Source organism: Streptomyces fulvoviolaceus (assembly GCF_000718165.1).
GTDB classification, from domain to species: Bacteria; Actinomycetota; Actinomycetes; order Streptomycetales; family Streptomycetaceae; genus Streptomyces; species Streptomyces fulvoviolaceus.
The window spans coordinates 170,035-186,943 of record NZ_JOEY01000009.1 but is presented as its reverse complement, the minus strand read 5'-3'; the positions used below and the strand labels follow the sequence as shown (position 1 = coordinate 186,943).

Here is a 16,909-nt window from a genome sequence, read left to right as displayed (position 1 = left end):
GTCAGTACCGCTCGGTGAGGTGGTCGCGGCCCGCCGGCGGTTCGTACGGCTCCGGCCAGAAGTCGGTCATGGCGGATATACGGCCGTTCTCGTCCCCCGTGAAGAACGAGATGGCGTACATCTCCTCCAGCCCCACCGTGAACAGGGTCCAGCTGACCACCTGACCCGGCTCGGCGATGATCCGCTCGATCCGCAGGTGCCAGTCGCCCGGATACTCCCGGTTGAACTCGACGAACCGCTCCCGCCCGCTGATCCGCTCCCGCGTCTGCGGCAGCGTGTACACCACGTCCTCGGCCAGCGTCTCCGCGAACGCGTCCCAGTCCCGGGCCTCGGCGGTGGCCCAGAATGTCTCCACTGTTTTTCGCAGATCGGTCATGCGGACGAGTCTGCACCCCGCCACTGACAATCGGCTCTGGGCGGTATCAGCGGCGGGATCGGTGGAAGTTGTCCACAGGCTGAGGACCTGCCCGGCGGATTGTCGGTCGGGGCGGGCAGTATGGGGCCATGACTGAGAGCAACGAGTCCGCCGCGGCCGAGCGGAACGAGGAGATGCCGGACTGGGAGAAGCGCTTCCGGGCGCCCCGGGTGTCGCTGCCCGACTGGGCGGAGGACGCACCCGACCGCTCCTTGTTCGTGTCCAACGCGACCGGGACGTACGAGCTGTACGCCTGGGACAGATCGACCGGCGCCCAGCGCCAGGTCACCGACCGGCCCAACGGCACGACGGACGGCGTGCTCTCCCCGGACGGCGCCTGGGTGTGGTGGTTCGACGACAAGGACGGCGACGAGTTCGGAGTCTGGCGCCGCCAGCCCTTCGAGGGCGGGCCGGACGACTTCGCGGTGCCGGGCCTGGAGCCGTCGTATCCGTCGGGCGTCGCGATCGGCAGGGACGGCCGTACGTCGGTCGTGGGCCGTTCGACCGACGAGGACGGCACGACGATCTATGTCGCGCACGCCGGCGAGGACCCGGTGGAGATCTACCGCCACCGCGAGTCGGCGGGCGTCGGCGACCTCTCCCACGACGGCTCGCTGATCGCCGTCGAGCACACCGAGCACGGCGACGCGATGCACTCGGCGCTGCGCGTCCTGCGCCCTGACGGCACGGCGGTCGCCGAACTCGACGACACCAAGGGCGGCACGGAGGAGCTGGGCCTGGAGGTGCTGGGCTTCGCCCCGGTGAACGGCGACACCAGACTGCTGATCGGGCATCAGCGCAGGGGCCGCTGGGAGCCCCTGGTGTGGGACGTGGCGACGGGCGAGGAGTCCGACCTCGCCCTGGACCTGCCCGGCGACGTGGGCGCGGAGTGGTACCCGGACGGCACCGGCCTGCTGATCGCCCACAGCTTCGAGGCCCGCAGCGAACTCTTCCGCTACGACCTCGCCACCCGCGAACTCGTGAAGGTCCCGACCCCGCCCGGCACCGTCTCCGGGGCGACGGCCCGCCCCGACGGCAGCGTGGAGTACCTCTGGTCCTCGGCTGCCGAGCCCTCAGTGGTCCGCTCGACGACGGGCGAGGTCGTTCTCGACCCGCCGGGCATGAAGTCGCCGGGTTCGGTGGCGGTGGAGGACATCTGGGTGGACGGCCCGGGCGGCCGCATCCACGCCCTGATCCAGAAGCCGGCGGGAACAACCGGCCCCCTCCCGACGATCTTCGACATCCACGGCGGCCCGACCTGGCACGACAGCGACGCGTTCGCGGCGGGCCCGGCGGCATGGGTGGACCACGGGTACGCGGTGATCCGCGTCAACTACCGGGGTTCGACGGGCTACGGCCGGGCCTGGACGGACGCGTTGAAGCACCGCGTCGGCCTGATCGAGCTGGAGGACATCGCCGCAGTCCGCGAATGGGCCATCAAGTCCGGCCTCGCGGACCCCGCCCGCCTGATCCTCACCGGCGGCTCCTGGGGCGGCTACCTCACCCTCCTCGGCCTCGGCACCCAGCCGGACGCCTGGACCCTGGGCATCGCGGCGGTCCCGGTCGCCGACTACGTCACGGCCTACCACGACGAAATGGAAGCGCTGAAGGCGATGGACCGCACGCTGCTCGGCGGCACACCCGAGGAGGTCCCGGAACGCTTCGAGGCATCGTCTCCCCTGACCTACGTCGACCAGGTCAAGGCCCCGGTCTACATCTCCGCCGGCGTCAACGACCCCCGTTGCCCGATCCGCCAGATCGACAACTACGTCAAGCGCCTGGAGGCGAGAGGAGCGGCACACGAGGTGTACCGCTACGACGCGGGCCACGGCTCACTGGTGGTGGACGAGCGGATCAAGCAGGTGAGGCTGGAACTGGACTTCGCGGAGCGGTATTTGGGAGGAGGCGGAGAGAAGTAGCCGGGGCGCCTCCTCAACGCCGGTCCAGGCACTTCCAGCCCGTCCGGCGTTTGAGGACGACGCCCCTTCAGGGCCGATCGGGGGTCCAGGGGGCGGAGCCCCCTGGGGATGGGACGGGTAGGGGCGGCGGGGGCGAGAAAAGAAGCCCGGCCCGCCCCCTAGGCGCCCGCCCGCTCCCGAGGCCGCCGCCCCAGCAACTCCGCCAACCCCCGCCGCGTAGCCGCCAGCACAACCCGATCCGACCCCTTCAACACATACGTATCCGGCAGCCCCCACACCAGCCCGGACGCCGGAGCGTCCTCATACGCCTCCTCCACGGCTGGCTCCTCCCGCCGCCCGCCGGAGGCCGATGCAGCCGTATCCAGGGCGAGCACCCGCCACGCCCCCGCCCGAAACGCCGCGCCCACCGTCTTCCCCTCCAACTGCGGATGCCCGCCCACATCCACAGCCGCGAACAACAACACCCGCCGCTCGACCGGAATGGCCCCCAGAATCTGCCGCCCCATCATCGCCCCGGCAAACGCGGGCGCGGCCAGATGCGACACACTCCGGCTCCGGGTCGAGGCCCCGGGATGGGCGGCCCGCAGCGTCCGGTACACCGCGGTCGCGAAGTCGTCGTCGTACAGCCGCAGCACCACCCGCAGATCGGGCCGCACGGCCCGCGCGTACAGCACGGCCTCGAGATTCGTCGTGTCCGCGCTGGTCACCGCGAGCAACGCATCCGCCCGATGAACCTTCGCGGCCTCCAGCACCCCCTCCTGAGTGACGTCCCCGAGCACCACGGGCACCCGCAACCGCCGAGCAGTGGCAAGCCCACGAGCCTCGGGATCCGACTCGACACACACCACGGGAATGTGCAGCTCCCGCAACCGGGTCAGCACCCGCGTACCGATCTTCCCGAGCCCGAGCAGCACCACATGTCCACTCAGCCCACGCGGCGGCTTCCGCAGGGCGGACGCGGTCCGGAAGGTACCGAGCGCCTCGAGCACCGCCGCCAACAGCACAGGAAGGAGCAGCAACCCGACGAGCCCGGACAGCAGTTGGAGGATCTGCCGCCCGACGGACTCCCCGATCGCGGGGTCGTCGATGGCGAACAGGTCGAGCAGCGTCAGATAGAAGGCACTCAACGGATGGATCCCGGTCACCAGCCACAAAGCGACGGCCAGTGCGACCACGCACCCCACGAGCCCCGCCAGCGACCACCGAAGCCGCCGCGAGAACAGCGAGGCGAACGGCGGCACGACACCACCACGCCCCGAGGACAGGGAGGGCCCCGAGTACGACACCTGTTCCAGCACGACGGTCCCGCGCCCGACGGCGTCCCGCACCGTCGCCGCGTCCGGCAGCAACTGGGGTCCCTGATCGCCCAGGGACTCGGAACCGTCCGCGAAGGCCGGGTCGTTGACGGTCCTGGACAGCAGGGCGAGCGTGGCCAGCCCCGGATCGGACACCGCCCCGGGCGGCGCCGGGGGCCGCTCCACGGCCCGCAGCAGCAGCCCGTCCGTCTGGACGACCTTGCTGGTGCCGGCGAGGGCGGTGGCGGCCAGCGCGGGTGCGGCGGTGTCGGCGTCGGACAGGACGGTCGTGGAAGCGTCGAAGCCGGAGCCGGCGGCGCCCCCGCCCCCGGTCGCCAACGCGGCGGTCTGGTCGAGGAGTTCCTCGATGTGCAGTCCCAACCGCCGGTTGTAGAGCCGCAGGACGAGCCGCAGTCGGGGATTGAGCCGACGTGCGGTGAGGGCGGCGCGGATGTTGGTCTCGTCGTCGTCGTACACGAGCGCGAGCGCGGCGGCCCGTTCGACGCCCGCCTCACCCAGCGCGTCCTCGGTCGGCTCGGCGGCCTCCATGACCCGTACGTTCCCGGGCGGTTCACTGCTCGCGCCGCCGCCGTTGCCGTTGCCGGTCAGGCCCGCGGCGGCGTTCACCACCCGGTCGAGCAGCGCGGACGCCGCCCGGGCCCGTCCGACCACCGGCGGCCGCACGGACCGTTCGGACGGCGGCACGACGAGCGTGACCTGCTCGCCGTACACACCCCGCAGCTCGGCGGCCAGCCGGTGCGCGAGCCCGTCGTCGCCGCACACCACCATGTGCGCCGACGCATCGCCCGGCAGCCCTGGACCCTGATTAGGAACGCTCCCCACGAGGGGAAAGAGTGCCTTACCGGGACGGGTGGTTCCAGCACGGATCGAACGTCGACTGAACGTCCACACTCTCTCCGCCGTACTGGAGGGGAGGGAAACCAGCGCCCTACGGAGGTACCTCGGCCGTGGCCGTCACCAAAGCACCGCCGCCCACGCGGGAAACCGGCGAGGAAAAGGCTCCCGCACCGGACGACGGAGAAGGCCGACGGCTCAACTCCCCGCTCGTCCTGACCCTGTTGATGGTCCTGGTCGTGCTGTTCCAGGGGCCGGTCCGCCAGGCGCTCGGCGCGCCGGTGATGCAGAGCTGGATGACGGTGTTCGTCGCGGTGCTCGTACAGGCCCTGCCTTTCCTGGTGCTCGGTGTCCTGCTGTCGGCGGCGATCGCGGTGTTCGTGCCGCCGTCGTTCTTCGCCCGCGCGCTGCCGAAGAGACCGGCCCTGGCGGTCCCGGTGGCCGGCGTGGCGGGCGTGGTGCTGCCCGGCTGTGAATGCGCGTCCGTGCCGGTGGCCGGGGCACTGGTCCGCCGGGGTGTCACCCCGGCCGCGGCGCTGGCGTTCCTGCTCTCCGCCCCTGCGATCAACCCGATCGTGCTGACGGCGACGGCCGTGGCCTTCCCCGGCAACCCGGAGATGGTCCTGGCCCGTCTCGTCGCGAGCCTGCTGGTGGCCTGCGCGATGGGCTGGCTGTGGCTGCGCCTCGGCCACCCCGACTGGCTGCGCCCGCCGGCGCGGGAGTCGTACGAAGGCCAGGGCAGGGGAGCGGCGTTCTGGGGCTCGGTCCGGCACGACCTGATGCACGCGGGCGGGTTCCTGGTCGTGGGCGCGATGGCGGCCGCGACCCTCAAGGCCATGGTCCCGGCGACCTGGCTGAGCACGGCGGCGGACAACCCGGTCGTGTCCGTCCTGGCCCTGGCGATCCTCGCCGTGGTCCTGTCGATCTGTTCGGAGGCGGACGCGTTCGTGGCGGCGTCACTCACCCAGTTCTCGCTCACCGCCCGTCTGACGTTCCTGGTGGTGGGCCCGATGATCGACCTCAAGCTCTTCGCGATGCAGGCGGGCACCTTCGGCCGGGCCTTCGCCCTGCGCTTCGCCCCGGCCACCTTCACCCTGGCCGTCCTGGTGTCGGTCCTGACCGGGGCGGTGCTCCTGTGAACCGCCAGGCACAGGCGGCGATCCTGTTCCTCCTCGGCGCGGCCCTGCTCCACGCCGGCCTCACCGACCTCTACCTGCGCTACGTCAAGGCGGGCCTGCGCCCGCTGGTCCTCGCGGCAGGTGTCGTACTGATCGCGACGGCGCTGGCGACGGCGTGGTACGAGTGGCGGGCCAAGAAGGAAGAGCACGCTCACCACGAACCGCGCGTCTCCTGGCTCCTGGTCCTCCCCCTCTTCGCCCTGATCCTGGTCGCCCCGCCGGCCCTCGGCTCCTACAGCGCCATGCGCACCGGTACGGCACTGCAGCAGTCGTACGGCTACGCGCAACTCCCCGCCGACGGTCCGCTCCGCCTCAGCCTGGCCGACTACGCGGGCCGCGCGGTCTACGAACACGGCCGTGACCTCGCCGACCGCCAGATCAGAATCAGCGGCTTCGTGGCCCTGGACCGCTCCGGTGCGCCCTATCTGGTCCGCATGGCCCTCAACTGCTGTGCGGCGGACGCCCAGCCGGTCAAGGTGGGCCTGACCGGCACGATCCCGCCGGTCCTCCAACCGGACAGCTGGCTGGAGATCACCGGCACGTACACCACGAAGCAGACCAGGGATCCGGTCAACAAGGGCCCGATCCCGTTCATCGAGGTCACGTCGGCCAAACCGGTCCCGACCCCGCACGACCCCTACGACGAGACCTGGAACAACTGACGGTCGCTGCAGGTCAACGGCCCGAGAGCGCCGCGAATGCCTCGTCCAGCAACGTGACCAGGTCCAGACGCCCGTCGGACGCGGTCCAGTGGTCGATGGCGACGTTCAGGCAGTGCAGCGCGGCGCCCGCCCGTACGGACTGGCCGAGCGTCGGCGGCTCGGCGGAACCGGCCCGGTCGGCGAGTGCCTGGGCCAGCGCGGGCCCCCAGCCGTGCTGCTTCTCCAGGTGCCGGGCGCACAGCGCCGGTGTCTCCCGCACGAGCCGTGTCGTGGCCAGCGCACCGTCCGGGTCCTCCCGGTAGCGCGCGATGACGGTGTCCAGGGCGTGCCGCAGGGCCGTCCAGTCGTCCTCGTCGGCAGGGCGCCCCCGCAGGGCGTCGGCGACCCGCTGGTCCTGCCCCTCGAACGCCCCGAGGACGGCGTCCTCCTTGGTCCCGAAGTACCGCAGGAAGGTGCTCCGGGACACCCCGGCGGCCGAGGCCAGGTCATCGAGGGTCACCTTGTCGAAGCCGTCGCGGCGGAACAGCTCGAAGGCCACCTGGGCCAGCTCGGCCCGTACGGCGGCCCGTGCGATGTCTCTCGTGGTCGTACGCCCGGTTCCGGTCACCCGGCGATCGTACCGCCCAGTCCGACCCTTACTTGCAGGAGCGGATCTCAGTGGCTAGCGTGACACTCAGTTTCATATCTAGCGCTCACTTTCTGAGAGGCCGTGACCTCCATGCCCCACACCCTCGGAATCATCGGCAGCGGCATGATCGGCGGCACGGTGGCCCGGCTGGCCGCCGCCGCCGGACTGAACGTCGTCGTCAGTAACTCCCGCGGGCCCGAGACCCTCGCCGACCTCGTCGCCGGCCTCGGCCCGAACGCCCGCGCGGCCACGCCCGAAGAGGCCGCGCGGGCCGGCGACCTGGTGGTGGCGGCTGTCCCGTTCCACGCCTACGGGCAACTGCCCGCAGCCGCCCTGGCCGACCGGACCGTGATCGACGCGCTGGTCTACTACCCCGACCGCGACGGCCCCCTCGCCGAGCTGGACTCGGGCGAGCTGACCTCCAGCGCCCTGGTGCAGCGGCACCTCGCCGGCTCCCGCGTGGTGAAGGCGTTCAACACCATCGACTTCCACCACCTGTCCACCCTCGCCCGTCCCGCCGGCGCGGCCGACCGCAGCGCCCTGCCCGTCGCAGGCGCGGACGCGGCAGCCAAGGCGCAGGTCACGGAACTGCTGGACGTCCTCGGCTACGACGCGGTGGACGCCGGCGCCCTCGCCGACAGCTGGCGCACCGCGCCCGGCACCCCGGCCTATGTCCAGCCGTACATGGGGGAGCGCCCCGAGGGCCTGAGCCAGGAGGAGTCGCAGCGCTGGTTCTTCGCGTCGCGCGGCGTCCCGGTCCCTGCCGCGCGCGTGAAGGAACTCATCGACGCCGCTGTCGCCCCCAGCTGACCGCCGCTGAACCACCGTACGAAAGGCACGACATGACCATGCTCGACATCCCCACCCCCGACGGCACCGCCGACGCCTACCTCGCCTTCCCTGCCGACGGCGCCCCGCACCCCGCCGTCCTCCTCTACATGGACGCCTTCGGCCTGCGCCCGCACCTGAAGTCGATGGCGGACCGGCTGGCCGAGGCCGGCTACACCGTCCTGGTCCCCAACGTCTTCTACCGCCATGGCCGCGCCCCCGTCGTCGAACTCCCGGAGTTCATCAACCCGGCCGAGCGCCCGGAGATCATCCAGCAGCTCGGCCCCGCCGCCCGCACCCTCACCCCCGAGGGCGCCATGCGGGACGCCGCCGTCTATCTGGACTGGCTGGCCGCCTCCCCGCTGACCACCGACGGCCCCGTGGGCGTCACCGGCTACTGCATGGGCGCGGGCCTGGCCCTGCGCACCGCCGGCACCCACCCCGACCGCGTCGCCGCGGCGGCCGGCTTCCACGGCGCGTACCTCGCCACGGACGCCCCCGACAGCCCCCACCTCCTGGCGGAACGCATCACCGCCGAGCTGTACTTCGGCCACGCCGACCACGACTCCACCAATCCGGCCGAGCAGATCGCCCGCCTGGACAAGGCCCTCGCCACCGCGGGCGTCCGGCACCGCACCGAGGTCTACGAAGGCGCCCACCACGGCTTCACCCAGGCCGACACGGCGATGTACGGCGCTGAGGCGACGGACCGTCACTGGGCGGCGCTGCTGGAGCTGCTCGGCCGCACCCTGTGATCCTTTCGTCCGGATGCTTGATTCCCCTCTGGTGAGAATGGAATTATCGCTCATCGAGAGTGGGAATTTTGCATGACGTGGGACTGAAGGGAACCGTCATGGAGCGGGACGACCTGATCCTGATCAGCGTGGACGACCACATCATCGAGCCGCCGGACATCTTCGTGCACCACCTGCCGAAGCGGTACCTGGACGACGCCCCGAAGCTCGTCCGCCGGGAGGACGGCAGCGACCGGTGGCAGTTCCGGGACAACAGCGTCGGCAATGCCGCGCTCAACGCGGTCGCCGGGCGACCCAAGGAGGAGTACGGCCTCGACCCGCAAGGCCTGGACGAGATCCGGCCCGGCTGCTACGACGTCCATGAGCGGATCAAGGACATGAACGCGGGCGGTGTCCTCGCCCAGATGAACTTCCCGTCCTTCCCCGGCTTCTCGGCGCGGATGTTCGCCACCGAGGACAGCGACTTCTCCCTCGCGCTGGTGCGGGCGTACAACGACTGGCACATCGACGAGTGGTGCGGCGCCTACCCGGGCCGCTTCATTCCCATGGCCCTGCCCGCCATCTGGAGCGCCGAGCTCACCGCCGCCGAGATACGGCGGGTGGCGGCCAAGGGCTGTCACTCGATGACCTTCCCGGAGAACCCGGCGGCCCTCGGCTACCCGAGCTTCCACGACCCGTACTGGAACCCGGTGTGGCAGGCGGCCTGCGACACCGACACCGTGCTGTCGGTGCACATCGGCTCCTCGGGCCGCCTCGCCATCCCGGCCGTCGACTCACCGCCGGACGTGATGATCACGCTCCAGCCGATCAACCTCGTCCAGGCGGCCGCGGACCTGCTGTGGTCCAGGGCCCTCAAGGAGTTCCCGGACCTGAAGATCGCCCTCTCGGAGGGCGGTACGGGCTGGATCCCCTACTTCCTGGAGCGCGTCGACCGCACCTTCGAGATGCACGCGACCTGGACCCTCCAGGACTTCGGCGGCAAGCTCCCCTCCGAGGTCTTCCGTGAGCACTTCCTGACCTGCTTCATCACCGACAAACTCGGCGTACGGCTCCGCCACGACATCGGCATCGACAACATCTGCTGGGAGGGCGACTACCCGCACAGCGACTCCCTGTGGCCGGACGCGCCGGAGCAGCTCCACGACATCCTGACGAGCTGCGAGGTCCCGGACGCGGACACCGTGAAGATGACCCACGAGAACGCCATGCGCTGGTACTCCTTCGACCCCTTCGCCCACATCCCGCGCGACCGGGCCACCGTCGGCGCCCTGCGCAGGGCCGCCGAGGGGCACGACGTCGCCATCCGCCCCCGCAGTCACCAGCTGAAGGAACCGGTGGACAAGCTGGAGGCGTTCCGTGAGCGGGCGCGTGCCGCGGTGGCCGCCGCGGCACGCTGAACCCCACAGAGCCCTTGCTGTCGTAGGGCCCTCGCCCTAGCCTGCATCTGACGATCCATCAGATACCGGCTAGGGTCTGTCCGGCGGATCAGGCCGGCTGCGAGAAGCGGCACTGATCAGCGCAGCCGAGCGGGGTCTGGTGCGTGCAGCTGCAAGGCGGAGGAGGGCGTCGACGCGGAGCGTCGGCAACCGACGACAACGCGGCAGATGTGCGCACCAGACCCCGCGACGCCGGCATGATCCGCCGGACAGACCCTAGGGGGCAGGCAATGGCCGTCACCACCGAGAGCGGCACCACGGAACTCCCCAAGGTCATCAGCGTGGACGACCACGTCATCGAGCCCGCGCACCTCTTCGAGACCTGGCTCCCGGAGAAGTACCGGGACAAGGGGCCGAAGGCCTTCACCGCGGGAATCGGTGAGCTCGCGTACGTCGGCGGGAAGTACCGGTTCACCACCGACCCGGACGGCCAGCTCACCGACTGGTGGGAGTACGAGGGCAACCTCTTCCCGTACAAGCGCATCATCGCGGCCGTCGGCTTCTCCCGGGACGAGATGACGCTCGACGGGATCACGCGCGAGCAGATGCGGCGGGGCTGCTGGGACCCGAAGGCGCGGCTCGAGGACATGGACCTCAACCACGTCGAGGCGAGTCTCTGCTTCCCGAGCTTCCCCCGCTTCTGCGGCCAGACCTTCGCGGAGGCCAAGGACAAGGAGGTCGGGCTGGCCTGCGTCCGCGCCTACAACGACTGGATGGTCGAGGAGTGGTGCGGCGACAGCGGGGGGCGGCTGATCCCGCTGTGCCTCATCCCTCTCTGGGACATCGACCTGGCGGTCGCGGAGATCCGCCGCAATGCCGAACGGGGCGTACGGGCCGTGACGTTCAGCGAGATCCCGACGTATCTGGGACTGCCGTCGATCCACTCCGGTTACTGGGACCCGTTCTTCGCGGCGTGCCAGGAGACCGGGACCGTGGTCAACATGCACATCGGGTCGAGCTCCCAGATGCCGGCCGCGTCCCCCGACGCGCCCCCGGCCGTCCAGGCCGCCCTCAGCTTCAACAACGCCATGGCGTCGATGATGGACTTCCTCTTCTCCGGGGTCCTGGTGAAGTTCCCACGGCTCAAACTGGCGTACAGCGAAGGGCAGATGGGCTGGATCCCGTACGCCCTGGAACGCGCCGACGACGTCTGGGAGGAGCACCGGGCGTGGGGCGGCGTCAAGGATCTGATCCCGGAGCCGCCGTCGACGTACTACTACCGGCAGATCTTCTGCTGCTTCTTCCGCGACAAGCACGGCATCGCGTCGATCGACACCGTGGGCGTGGACAACGCGACCTTCGAGACGGACTACCCGCACGTCGACTCGACCTGGCCGCACACGAAGGAGGTCGCGGCGGAGCATGTGGCCGGCCTCTCCGACGAGGTCACGTACAAGCTGCTGCGCGGGAACGCGATCCGGATGCTGGAGCTGCCCTTCGACAAGGGAGGCCGATTCGACCGGGGAAGGCCAAGGGGCCTGGGCGCCTAAGCGCTCTGCTGGAAGTGCCGCGATGGGCCGTCAGCTGTCTGCGGCACCATCGTGGCTGGTCGCTCCCCCACTCTCGGCTGCGCTCGAGCGGGGGACCCCCATCGCGGCGGAGCCGCAGATCGACACAGCCCCGCGCCCCTTCAGGGGCGCTGCCGAACCGCAGTCGACTTCGCCGGACCCGCTCAGAAGCCCCACCCGAACCCCGTCAACGCCCGTGCCCGCGCCTCCACCACCGCCATCCGCGCGTCCCGCTCGCCCGCGTCCACATGTGCGGCCTGGCCGGTCGCCTGGCCCTCCCACTTCCGGTACAGCAGCCCCACCTCCGCCGAGAACCATCCGCGGCTGACCGCGTTCAGGGCCAGCAGCAACCCCGTGTCCTCGGAGGCCGGCAACGCCATCCAGCCGCCGAGGGCGAGGACGAGTTCCCGGCGGGCGAAGAGGGTCGCGGGGTGGACCTGGGCGCTGTGGTTGTTGGACTTCCAGTGGTCGAGGACGGTCCCGCGCTCGACCGGCCCGTGCGCGGGATCCCCGGGGAAGCCGACCGTCGAGCCGTCCGGCAGCCGGTCCAGGGCGCGGGAGGTCGCCCAGCCGAGGGTGCGGTCGGCCTCGAGGGCGGCCAGGTCGCGCGCCAGGGTGCCCGGGGTGAGCTGGTCGTCGGCGTCCAGGACCTTCACGTACTCGCCCTCCGCGTGCGCGAGCGCGATCGTGCGGGCGGCACCGGGGCCGCCGGGCCGCCCCTGCCGGAAGGTCACCCGGGCGTCGTCGGGGACGTACGGGGCGACGGCGTCGGTCAGCCCGTCCTCCTGCACGACCCAGTGCCACTCCCAGCCTCCGGGCAACTCCTGGGCCAGCAGCGACTCGTACGCCTCCCGCAGGAAGTGCGCCGAGGGGGCGTGGACCGCGGTGACGATGACGATGCGCCGGCTCATGATGGCTCACCCTACGACCTGCGGGAAACGGGCATGAGAAGACCCGACCGCTGGCGACGGGGGATGCACCAGCGGTCGGGCTGTGGCCAAGACTAACAAGGCAAATGGAACGGCGGGAGCGGACTGCTCAGCTGCATCGAGGAGTTGTGACCGGGATCACTCAGGGCTTGTCCGGCGGATCATGCCGGCGTCGCGGGGTCCGGCACGCGCTGCGGCCCGATCCGGCGGACAGGCCCTGACCCGCCGGGGCCGGCGCCGCGTCATCGGCCGCACGGAGGGTCGTAGGAAAGACGCGGCAGATACTCGTGCCATTTCTCCTTCGTCAGCACATCCCGCGTGGTCGAGCAGATGTGGCCGATCGCGTCGTCGACGTCGAGATTCCACAGCCGGACCGTGTCGGCGCCGCTCGACACCCCGAGCATCTGGCTGTTCGGGCTGAACGACAGGAAGTTGCCGGTCTTGGCGTTGGGGCTCATCGACTGCCCGATGGGCGTGGCCGAGGACGGCCGGGCCACGTCCCAGAGTCGGACCGTGTTGTCGTTGCCACCGCTCGCCAGGGTGCGGCCGTCCTGGCTGAAGGTCAGCGACACGACCGCCTCGGTGTGACCGGTGAGCTGCTTGCCGATCCCGGCGGCCGCACGCGGATCGGTCACGTCCCAGAGCCGCACCGAGTCGTCGTCGCTGCCGCTGGCCAGGGTGTGGCCGTCCGGACTGTAGGCGAGCACGTTGACGGGGCCGGAGTGCCCGGTGAGCGGTTTGCCGAGCAGGGTCGGGTGACGCCGGTCCGCCATGTTCCACAGCCGGATGGTGCCGTCCGCGCTGCCGCTGGCCAGCGTGCTGCCGTCCGGGCTGAAGACGAGGGCGTTGATGTAGCCCTTGTGGCCGGTGAGCGGCGCGCCGAGCGCGCGCGGATGCGCCGGGTCGCTGACGTCCCACAGCTGCAGGGTGCGGTCGGTGTAGGCGGTGGCCAGCGTGCGCCCGTCCGGGCTGTACGCCAGCGCGTCGGGGCCCATGAACCGGGTGCGCAGGGCGAGCGGGGAGCCGTAGGGGGCCGGGTGGGCCGGGTCGGTGACGTTCCACAGGTACACCGTCCGGTCGCCCGTCAGCACCGCGAGGGTGTGGCCGTCGGGCGAGAACGCCTGTGTGTCGCCGTCGGACATGAACGGCTTGCTCAGCGCCACCGGCCGGGCGGGAGCCCGTACGTCCCACAGCCGGATCCGTCCGTCGCGCCCGGCCGTGGAGAGCACCTTGCCGTCCGGACGGAACGCCCCGCTGCGGCCGACCATGTCCGTCGTGGGGATCGACCACAGACGCACCTTGCTGTCACCGCTGCCGGTGGCGAGCGTACGGCCGTCGGGGCTGAAGCCCAGCGCGTACATCTCGCCGCTGCTCCCGGCGAGGGGCTCGCCGACCTGCGACGGGTACGACGGATCGCTCACGTTCCACAGGCTCGCCGTGCTGTCCGCGCTGGCCGCGGCGAGCATGCTGCCGTCGGGGCTGAAGGCCACGGACCAGATGGGACCGGTGTGGCCGGTGAGCGGAGAGCCGATGGCCTTCGCGTGGGCGGGGTCCTCGACGTCCCACAGCCGGATGCTGTCGTCCGCGCTGCCGCTGGCCAGCACGGTGCCGTCCGGGCTGAAGGCCACGGAGTGCACCAGGTCGGTGTGTCCGGTCAGCACGGTGTCGTACGCCTTCGGCTGCCGTGGATCGGTGGTGTCCCACAGCCGGATCGTGTTGTCGTCGCCACCGGCCGCCAGTGTGTGCCCGTCGGGGCTCCACGCCACGGAGCGCACGGGGGCGGTGTGCCCGGTCAGCGTGCGCAGCGCCGCCGCCCGGGCCGGGTCGCTCGTGTCCCACAGACGTACGGTGTTGTCCTCGCCGACGGAGGCCAGCGTGCGCCCGTCCGGGCTGAACGCGATCAGGTAGATCGTGCCGCGATGGCCGGTCAGGGGAGCGCCCAGCGACTTCGGGTGCGCGGGGTCCCGTACGTCCCACAGCCGGATCGCGCCGTCGTCCCCGGCGCTGGCGAGCGTGTGCCCGTCCGGGCTGAAGACCGCGCTGCTCACCCAACTCGTGCCGCCGGCCAGCGGTTTGCCCAGCGCCTTCGGGCGGGCCCGGTCGCTGACGTCCCACAGCCGTACGGTGCGGTCGTAGCTGGCGGTCGCGAGGGTCTTCCCGTCCGGGCTGAACGTCGTGAGATAGACGGCGCCGGTGTGGCCGAGGAGCGGGGTGGCCAGCGGCGCGTTGACTATGGAGATCAGCCGGTTGTTGGTGCCCTCGTCGTTCGGCCGCAACCGGTGCGCGACCAGGTCTATCTGGGCGGACAGCGAGGGATCCGTGTACTGCACGCGGTCGGCCTCGGCGACCACCTGCTCGAACACCGCGTCGTTGCGCTGCTGCCACGCGACGACCGCCGAACCGACGGCCACCATCGCCAGGACGACCAGTGCCGACACCGCGGAACGGCGGATCCACACCGTACGTTTGCGCAGCCTGACCGAGGCGGCCAGGAACTCCACCGCGCCGCGGGTCAGGAAGGTGTCACCGGCGGACTTCGCCCAGATATGGGCCTGTTCGAGACGTGAGCCCCGGTACAGCAGCGACGAGTCGCGGTTCGAGCCCTCCCAGGCCCGGCCGTCCTCCTCCAGCCGCTGGCGCAGCAGATGGTCGCCCCGGCCCTCGTCGATCCAGTCGCGCAGCCGCGGCCAGGCGGTCAGCAGCGCCTCGTGGGTGATCTCCACGGTGTCCGCGTCGAGCGTCACCAGCCGGGCATGCACCAGCGCTTCGAGGGACTCCTCCATCTTGCCGGGATCCGTGGACTCCGCCGACAGCTGCCGCCGCGTCCCCCGCCTGCGGGTGGCCTGGGTGTCCTCGCCCAGCCGCACCAGCCGGAGCAGGAGCAGCCGCGCGGCCGTACGCGCCGCCGGATCGAGACCGGACCAGGCCTGCTCGGCGGTGGCCGCCACCGCGCCCTGGATCCCGCCCGCCGCGCGATAGCCGGCCAGCGTCAGCCGGCCGCCCTTGCGCCGCTGCCAGGTGGCGAGCAGGGCGTGCGAGAGCAACGGCAGCACGCCCGCGTCGTGCGCCCCGCGCGGACCGTCGGCGCTCACCTCCCGCACGATCAGCTCCGCCAGCCCCGGTTCGAGCTCCAGGCCGACGGCCTTGGCGGGGCTGTTCACCGCTTCCCGCAGCTCCGAGGTGGTCAACGGCCCGAGCACCATGTGCCGGTGCTGCAGCGCGTCGGCCAGCTCGGGATACCCGAGGCACTGCTCGTAGAAGTCCGCCCGGATACCGAGCACCACCAGCACCGGCGCCGCCTCACCCGGACCGGCGGGGGTGGCCGCGGCGTGCAGCATCTGGATGAACGCACGCCGGTCCGCCTCGTCGGAGGAGAGCGTGAACGCCTCCTCGAACTGGTCCACGATGACGACCGGACGGGCGGCGGGGGCCTCGCGTTGTGCCCACGCGGCCACGGCCTCGCGCACGGCCTGGGCGAACCGCGGGGTACCGGGCTCCGGAACGCCGAGCCGGTCCGTGTCGGAGAGGACATGGGAGAGCTCGGGTATACGGCGGGACAGTTCCTTGACCGGATCGGCGCCCGGCACGAGCTGGAGCACGTCCCGCGCGCCGTCCTCCAGGGCGGGCACCAACCCGGCGTTCAGCACGGAGGACTTGCCGGCCCCCGAGGCGCCCACGAGCATGACCAGACCGCCGGCCTCCGCCTCCTCGGCCGAGCGGAGCAGCGCGACGAGCGTGTCCGTGCTCCGCTCCCGGCCGAAGAACCAGCGGGCGTCCTCCTGACGGTAGGAGGCGAGCCCGCGGTACGGACACACACCGGGGACGGCCGAGGGCTCGGCCTCCGCCTCACCCGCTTCCGCGGAGGTCGGGTCGGCCACCGCCCGCTCCCACAGGCGCTGCCAGTGGGTCGGGTCGTACAGGCCGGTGGACACCGGAGCGGGCCTGAGCCGTCGTGCTTCCGGGATGAGGATGTGCAGCACCGCCGCGAGGGCGGTGAACTGGGCGGGTACGTTCCTGGCCCGCCGCCAGTCGCTGATGCGCTGGGCGGACACCCGTACGGGCCGCCCCCGTTCGTCGACGCGCTGAAGCCGTCCGACCGCTTCGGACACGCGCTTGAGGGGAGGGTTGCCGGCCTCCCGGTACAGCAGCGCGAGCCGTTCCGCGAAGGCCGTGCGTGCCCCTGAGTCGGAACTCAAGGTTCCACCCCTTACTACCCCCGCAGTCGGATCCGGACCGGAAAACTCACTTTATACGGCTGACCTGCGGCGAAGCCGTAGTCCGGAAACCGGAACCTCCTCTGCGGGGGCCACAGCTGGCAGGATCATGACGCAGGTACACATCACCTGGGCGTCGCCCAGGGAGGCAACCTGCCCAACGCTCGCACACACCACTCATGCCGCCGCATGTTCTCGGTCATCTCCCGTCGGAACGTCGGGAGGACGAGACGGCGCCGGCTCTCCTCGGTCCGGCCCACCCGGCACGGACCGACGCCGCCGCGTCG

General features: G+C 71.4%; 12 protein-coding genes. 7 read left to right on the top strand and 5 right to left on the bottom strand.

The window, feature by feature from the left end; all coding sequences use genetic code 11:
• Window position 1: 1 nt before the first annotated feature.
• Window positions 2-376 (bottom strand): nuclear transport factor 2 family protein, encoded by a 375-nt coding sequence (locus IG08_RS0111945; RefSeq protein WP_030599900.1) that lies wholly within the window; start codon window positions 374-376, stop codon window positions 2-4.
• 128 nt (window positions 377-504) lie between these two features.
• On the opposite strand from IG08_RS0111945, the gene IG08_RS0111940 reads away from it, so the two are divergent.
• Window positions 505-2,334 carry a S9 family peptidase gene (locus IG08_RS0111940; RefSeq protein ID WP_030599898.1) on the top strand — a complete coding sequence of 610 codons (1,830 nt, stop codon included), beginning with the start codon at window positions 505-507 and terminating at the stop codon, window positions 2,332-2,334.
• 158 nt (window positions 2,335-2,492) lie between these two features.
• On the opposite strand, the gene IG08_RS0111935 is transcribed toward IG08_RS0111940, so the two are convergent.
• The gene (locus tag IG08_RS0111935; protein ID WP_030599894.1) at window positions 2,493-4,418 is read right to left on the bottom strand and encodes an NAD-binding protein; all 1,926 of its coding nucleotides are present in this window, start codon (window positions 4,416-4,418) and stop codon (window positions 2,493-2,495) included.
• A gap of 179 nt (window positions 4,419-4,597) precedes the next feature.
• Here IG08_RS0111935 and IG08_RS0111930 point away from each other — a divergent pair, with 179 nt between their 5' ends.
• Entirely contained in the window at window positions 4,598-5,623 is a 1,026-nt protein-coding gene (locus IG08_RS0111930) for a permease (RefSeq protein WP_030599891.1), read from the top strand.
• The gene (locus IG08_RS0111925; protein WP_030599889.1) at window positions 5,620-6,324 is read left to right on the top strand and encodes a TIGR03943 family putative permease subunit; all 705 of its coding nucleotides are present in this window, start codon (window positions 5,620-5,622) and stop codon (window positions 6,322-6,324) included. Before IG08_RS0111930 ends, IG08_RS0111925 begins: the two co-directional genes overlap by 4 nt.
• A gap of 13 nt (window positions 6,325-6,337) precedes the next feature.
• Here IG08_RS0111925 and IG08_RS0111920 read toward each other — a convergent pair whose 3' ends face one another.
• Window positions 6,338-6,931, bottom strand: coding sequence for a TetR family transcriptional regulator (locus tag IG08_RS0111920; RefSeq protein ID WP_030599886.1), 594 nt, complete (start codon window positions 6,929-6,931; stop codon window positions 6,338-6,340).
• 111 nt (window positions 6,932-7,042) lie between these two features.
• Here IG08_RS0111920 and IG08_RS0111915 point away from each other — a divergent pair, with 111 nt between their 5' ends.
• From IG08_RS0111915 to IG08_RS0111900, 4 genes are all read left to right on the top strand, one after another.
• Entirely contained in the window at window positions 7,043-7,762 is a 720-nt protein-coding gene (locus tag IG08_RS0111915) for an NADPH-dependent F420 reductase (RefSeq protein ID WP_030599884.1), read from the top strand.
• A 32-nt stretch (window positions 7,763-7,794) separates the two neighbouring features.
• Complete coding sequence (locus IG08_RS0111910) at window positions 7,795-8,535, top strand: dienelactone hydrolase family protein (RefSeq protein WP_030599882.1); 741 nt, start codon at window positions 7,795-7,797, stop codon at window positions 8,533-8,535.
• A gap of 77 nt (window positions 8,536-8,612) precedes the next feature.
• On the top strand, window positions 8,613-9,932 hold the full coding sequence (locus IG08_RS0111905; RefSeq protein WP_234342854.1) for an amidohydrolase family protein: 1,320 nt from the start codon (window positions 8,613-8,615) through the stop codon (window positions 9,930-9,932).
• Between the two features lie 269 nt (window positions 9,933-10,201).
• A complete protein-coding gene (locus IG08_RS0111900) occupies window positions 10,202-11,461 on the top strand; it encodes an amidohydrolase family protein (RefSeq protein WP_052424625.1) in 1,260 nt (419 codons plus the stop codon).
• A gap of 182 nt (window positions 11,462-11,643) precedes the next feature.
• Here IG08_RS0111900 and IG08_RS0111895 read toward each other — a convergent pair whose 3' ends face one another.
• Entirely contained in the window at window positions 11,644-12,390 is a 747-nt protein-coding gene (locus IG08_RS0111895) for a glycosyltransferase family 2 protein (RefSeq protein WP_030599877.1), read from the bottom strand.
• A 260-nt stretch (window positions 12,391-12,650) separates the two neighbouring features.
• A complete protein-coding gene (locus IG08_RS0111890) occupies window positions 12,651-16,604 on the bottom strand; it encodes a WD40 repeat domain-containing protein (RefSeq protein WP_030599875.1) in 3,954 nt (1,317 codons plus the stop codon).
• Window positions 16,605-16,909 lie beyond the last annotated feature (305 nt).

Coding starts and splice junctions, on each gene's coding strand:
- IG08_RS0111945 (WP_030599900.1), bottom strand. CDS start 376: ATGACCGATCTGCGAAAAACAGTGGAGACATTCTGGGCCACCGCCGAG.
- IG08_RS0111940 (WP_030599898.1), top strand. CDS start 505: ATGACTGAGAGCAACGAGTCCGCCGCGGCCGAGCGGAACGAGGAGATG.
- IG08_RS0111935 (WP_030599894.1), bottom strand. CDS start 4,418: ATGGTGGTGTGCGGCGACGACGGGCTCGCGCACCGGCTGGCCGCCGAG.
- IG08_RS0111915 (WP_030599884.1), top strand. CDS start 7,043: ATGCCCCACACCCTCGGAATCATCGGCAGCGGCATGATCGGCGGCACG.
- IG08_RS0111910 (WP_030599882.1), top strand. CDS start 7,795: ATGACCATGCTCGACATCCCCACCCCCGACGGCACCGCCGACGCCTAC.
- IG08_RS0111900 (WP_052424625.1), top strand. CDS start 10,202: ATGGCCGTCACCACCGAGAGCGGCACCACGGAACTCCCCAAGGTCATC.
- IG08_RS0111895 (WP_030599877.1), bottom strand. CDS start 12,390: ATGAGCCGGCGCATCGTCATCGTCACCGCGGTCCACGCCCCCTCGGCG.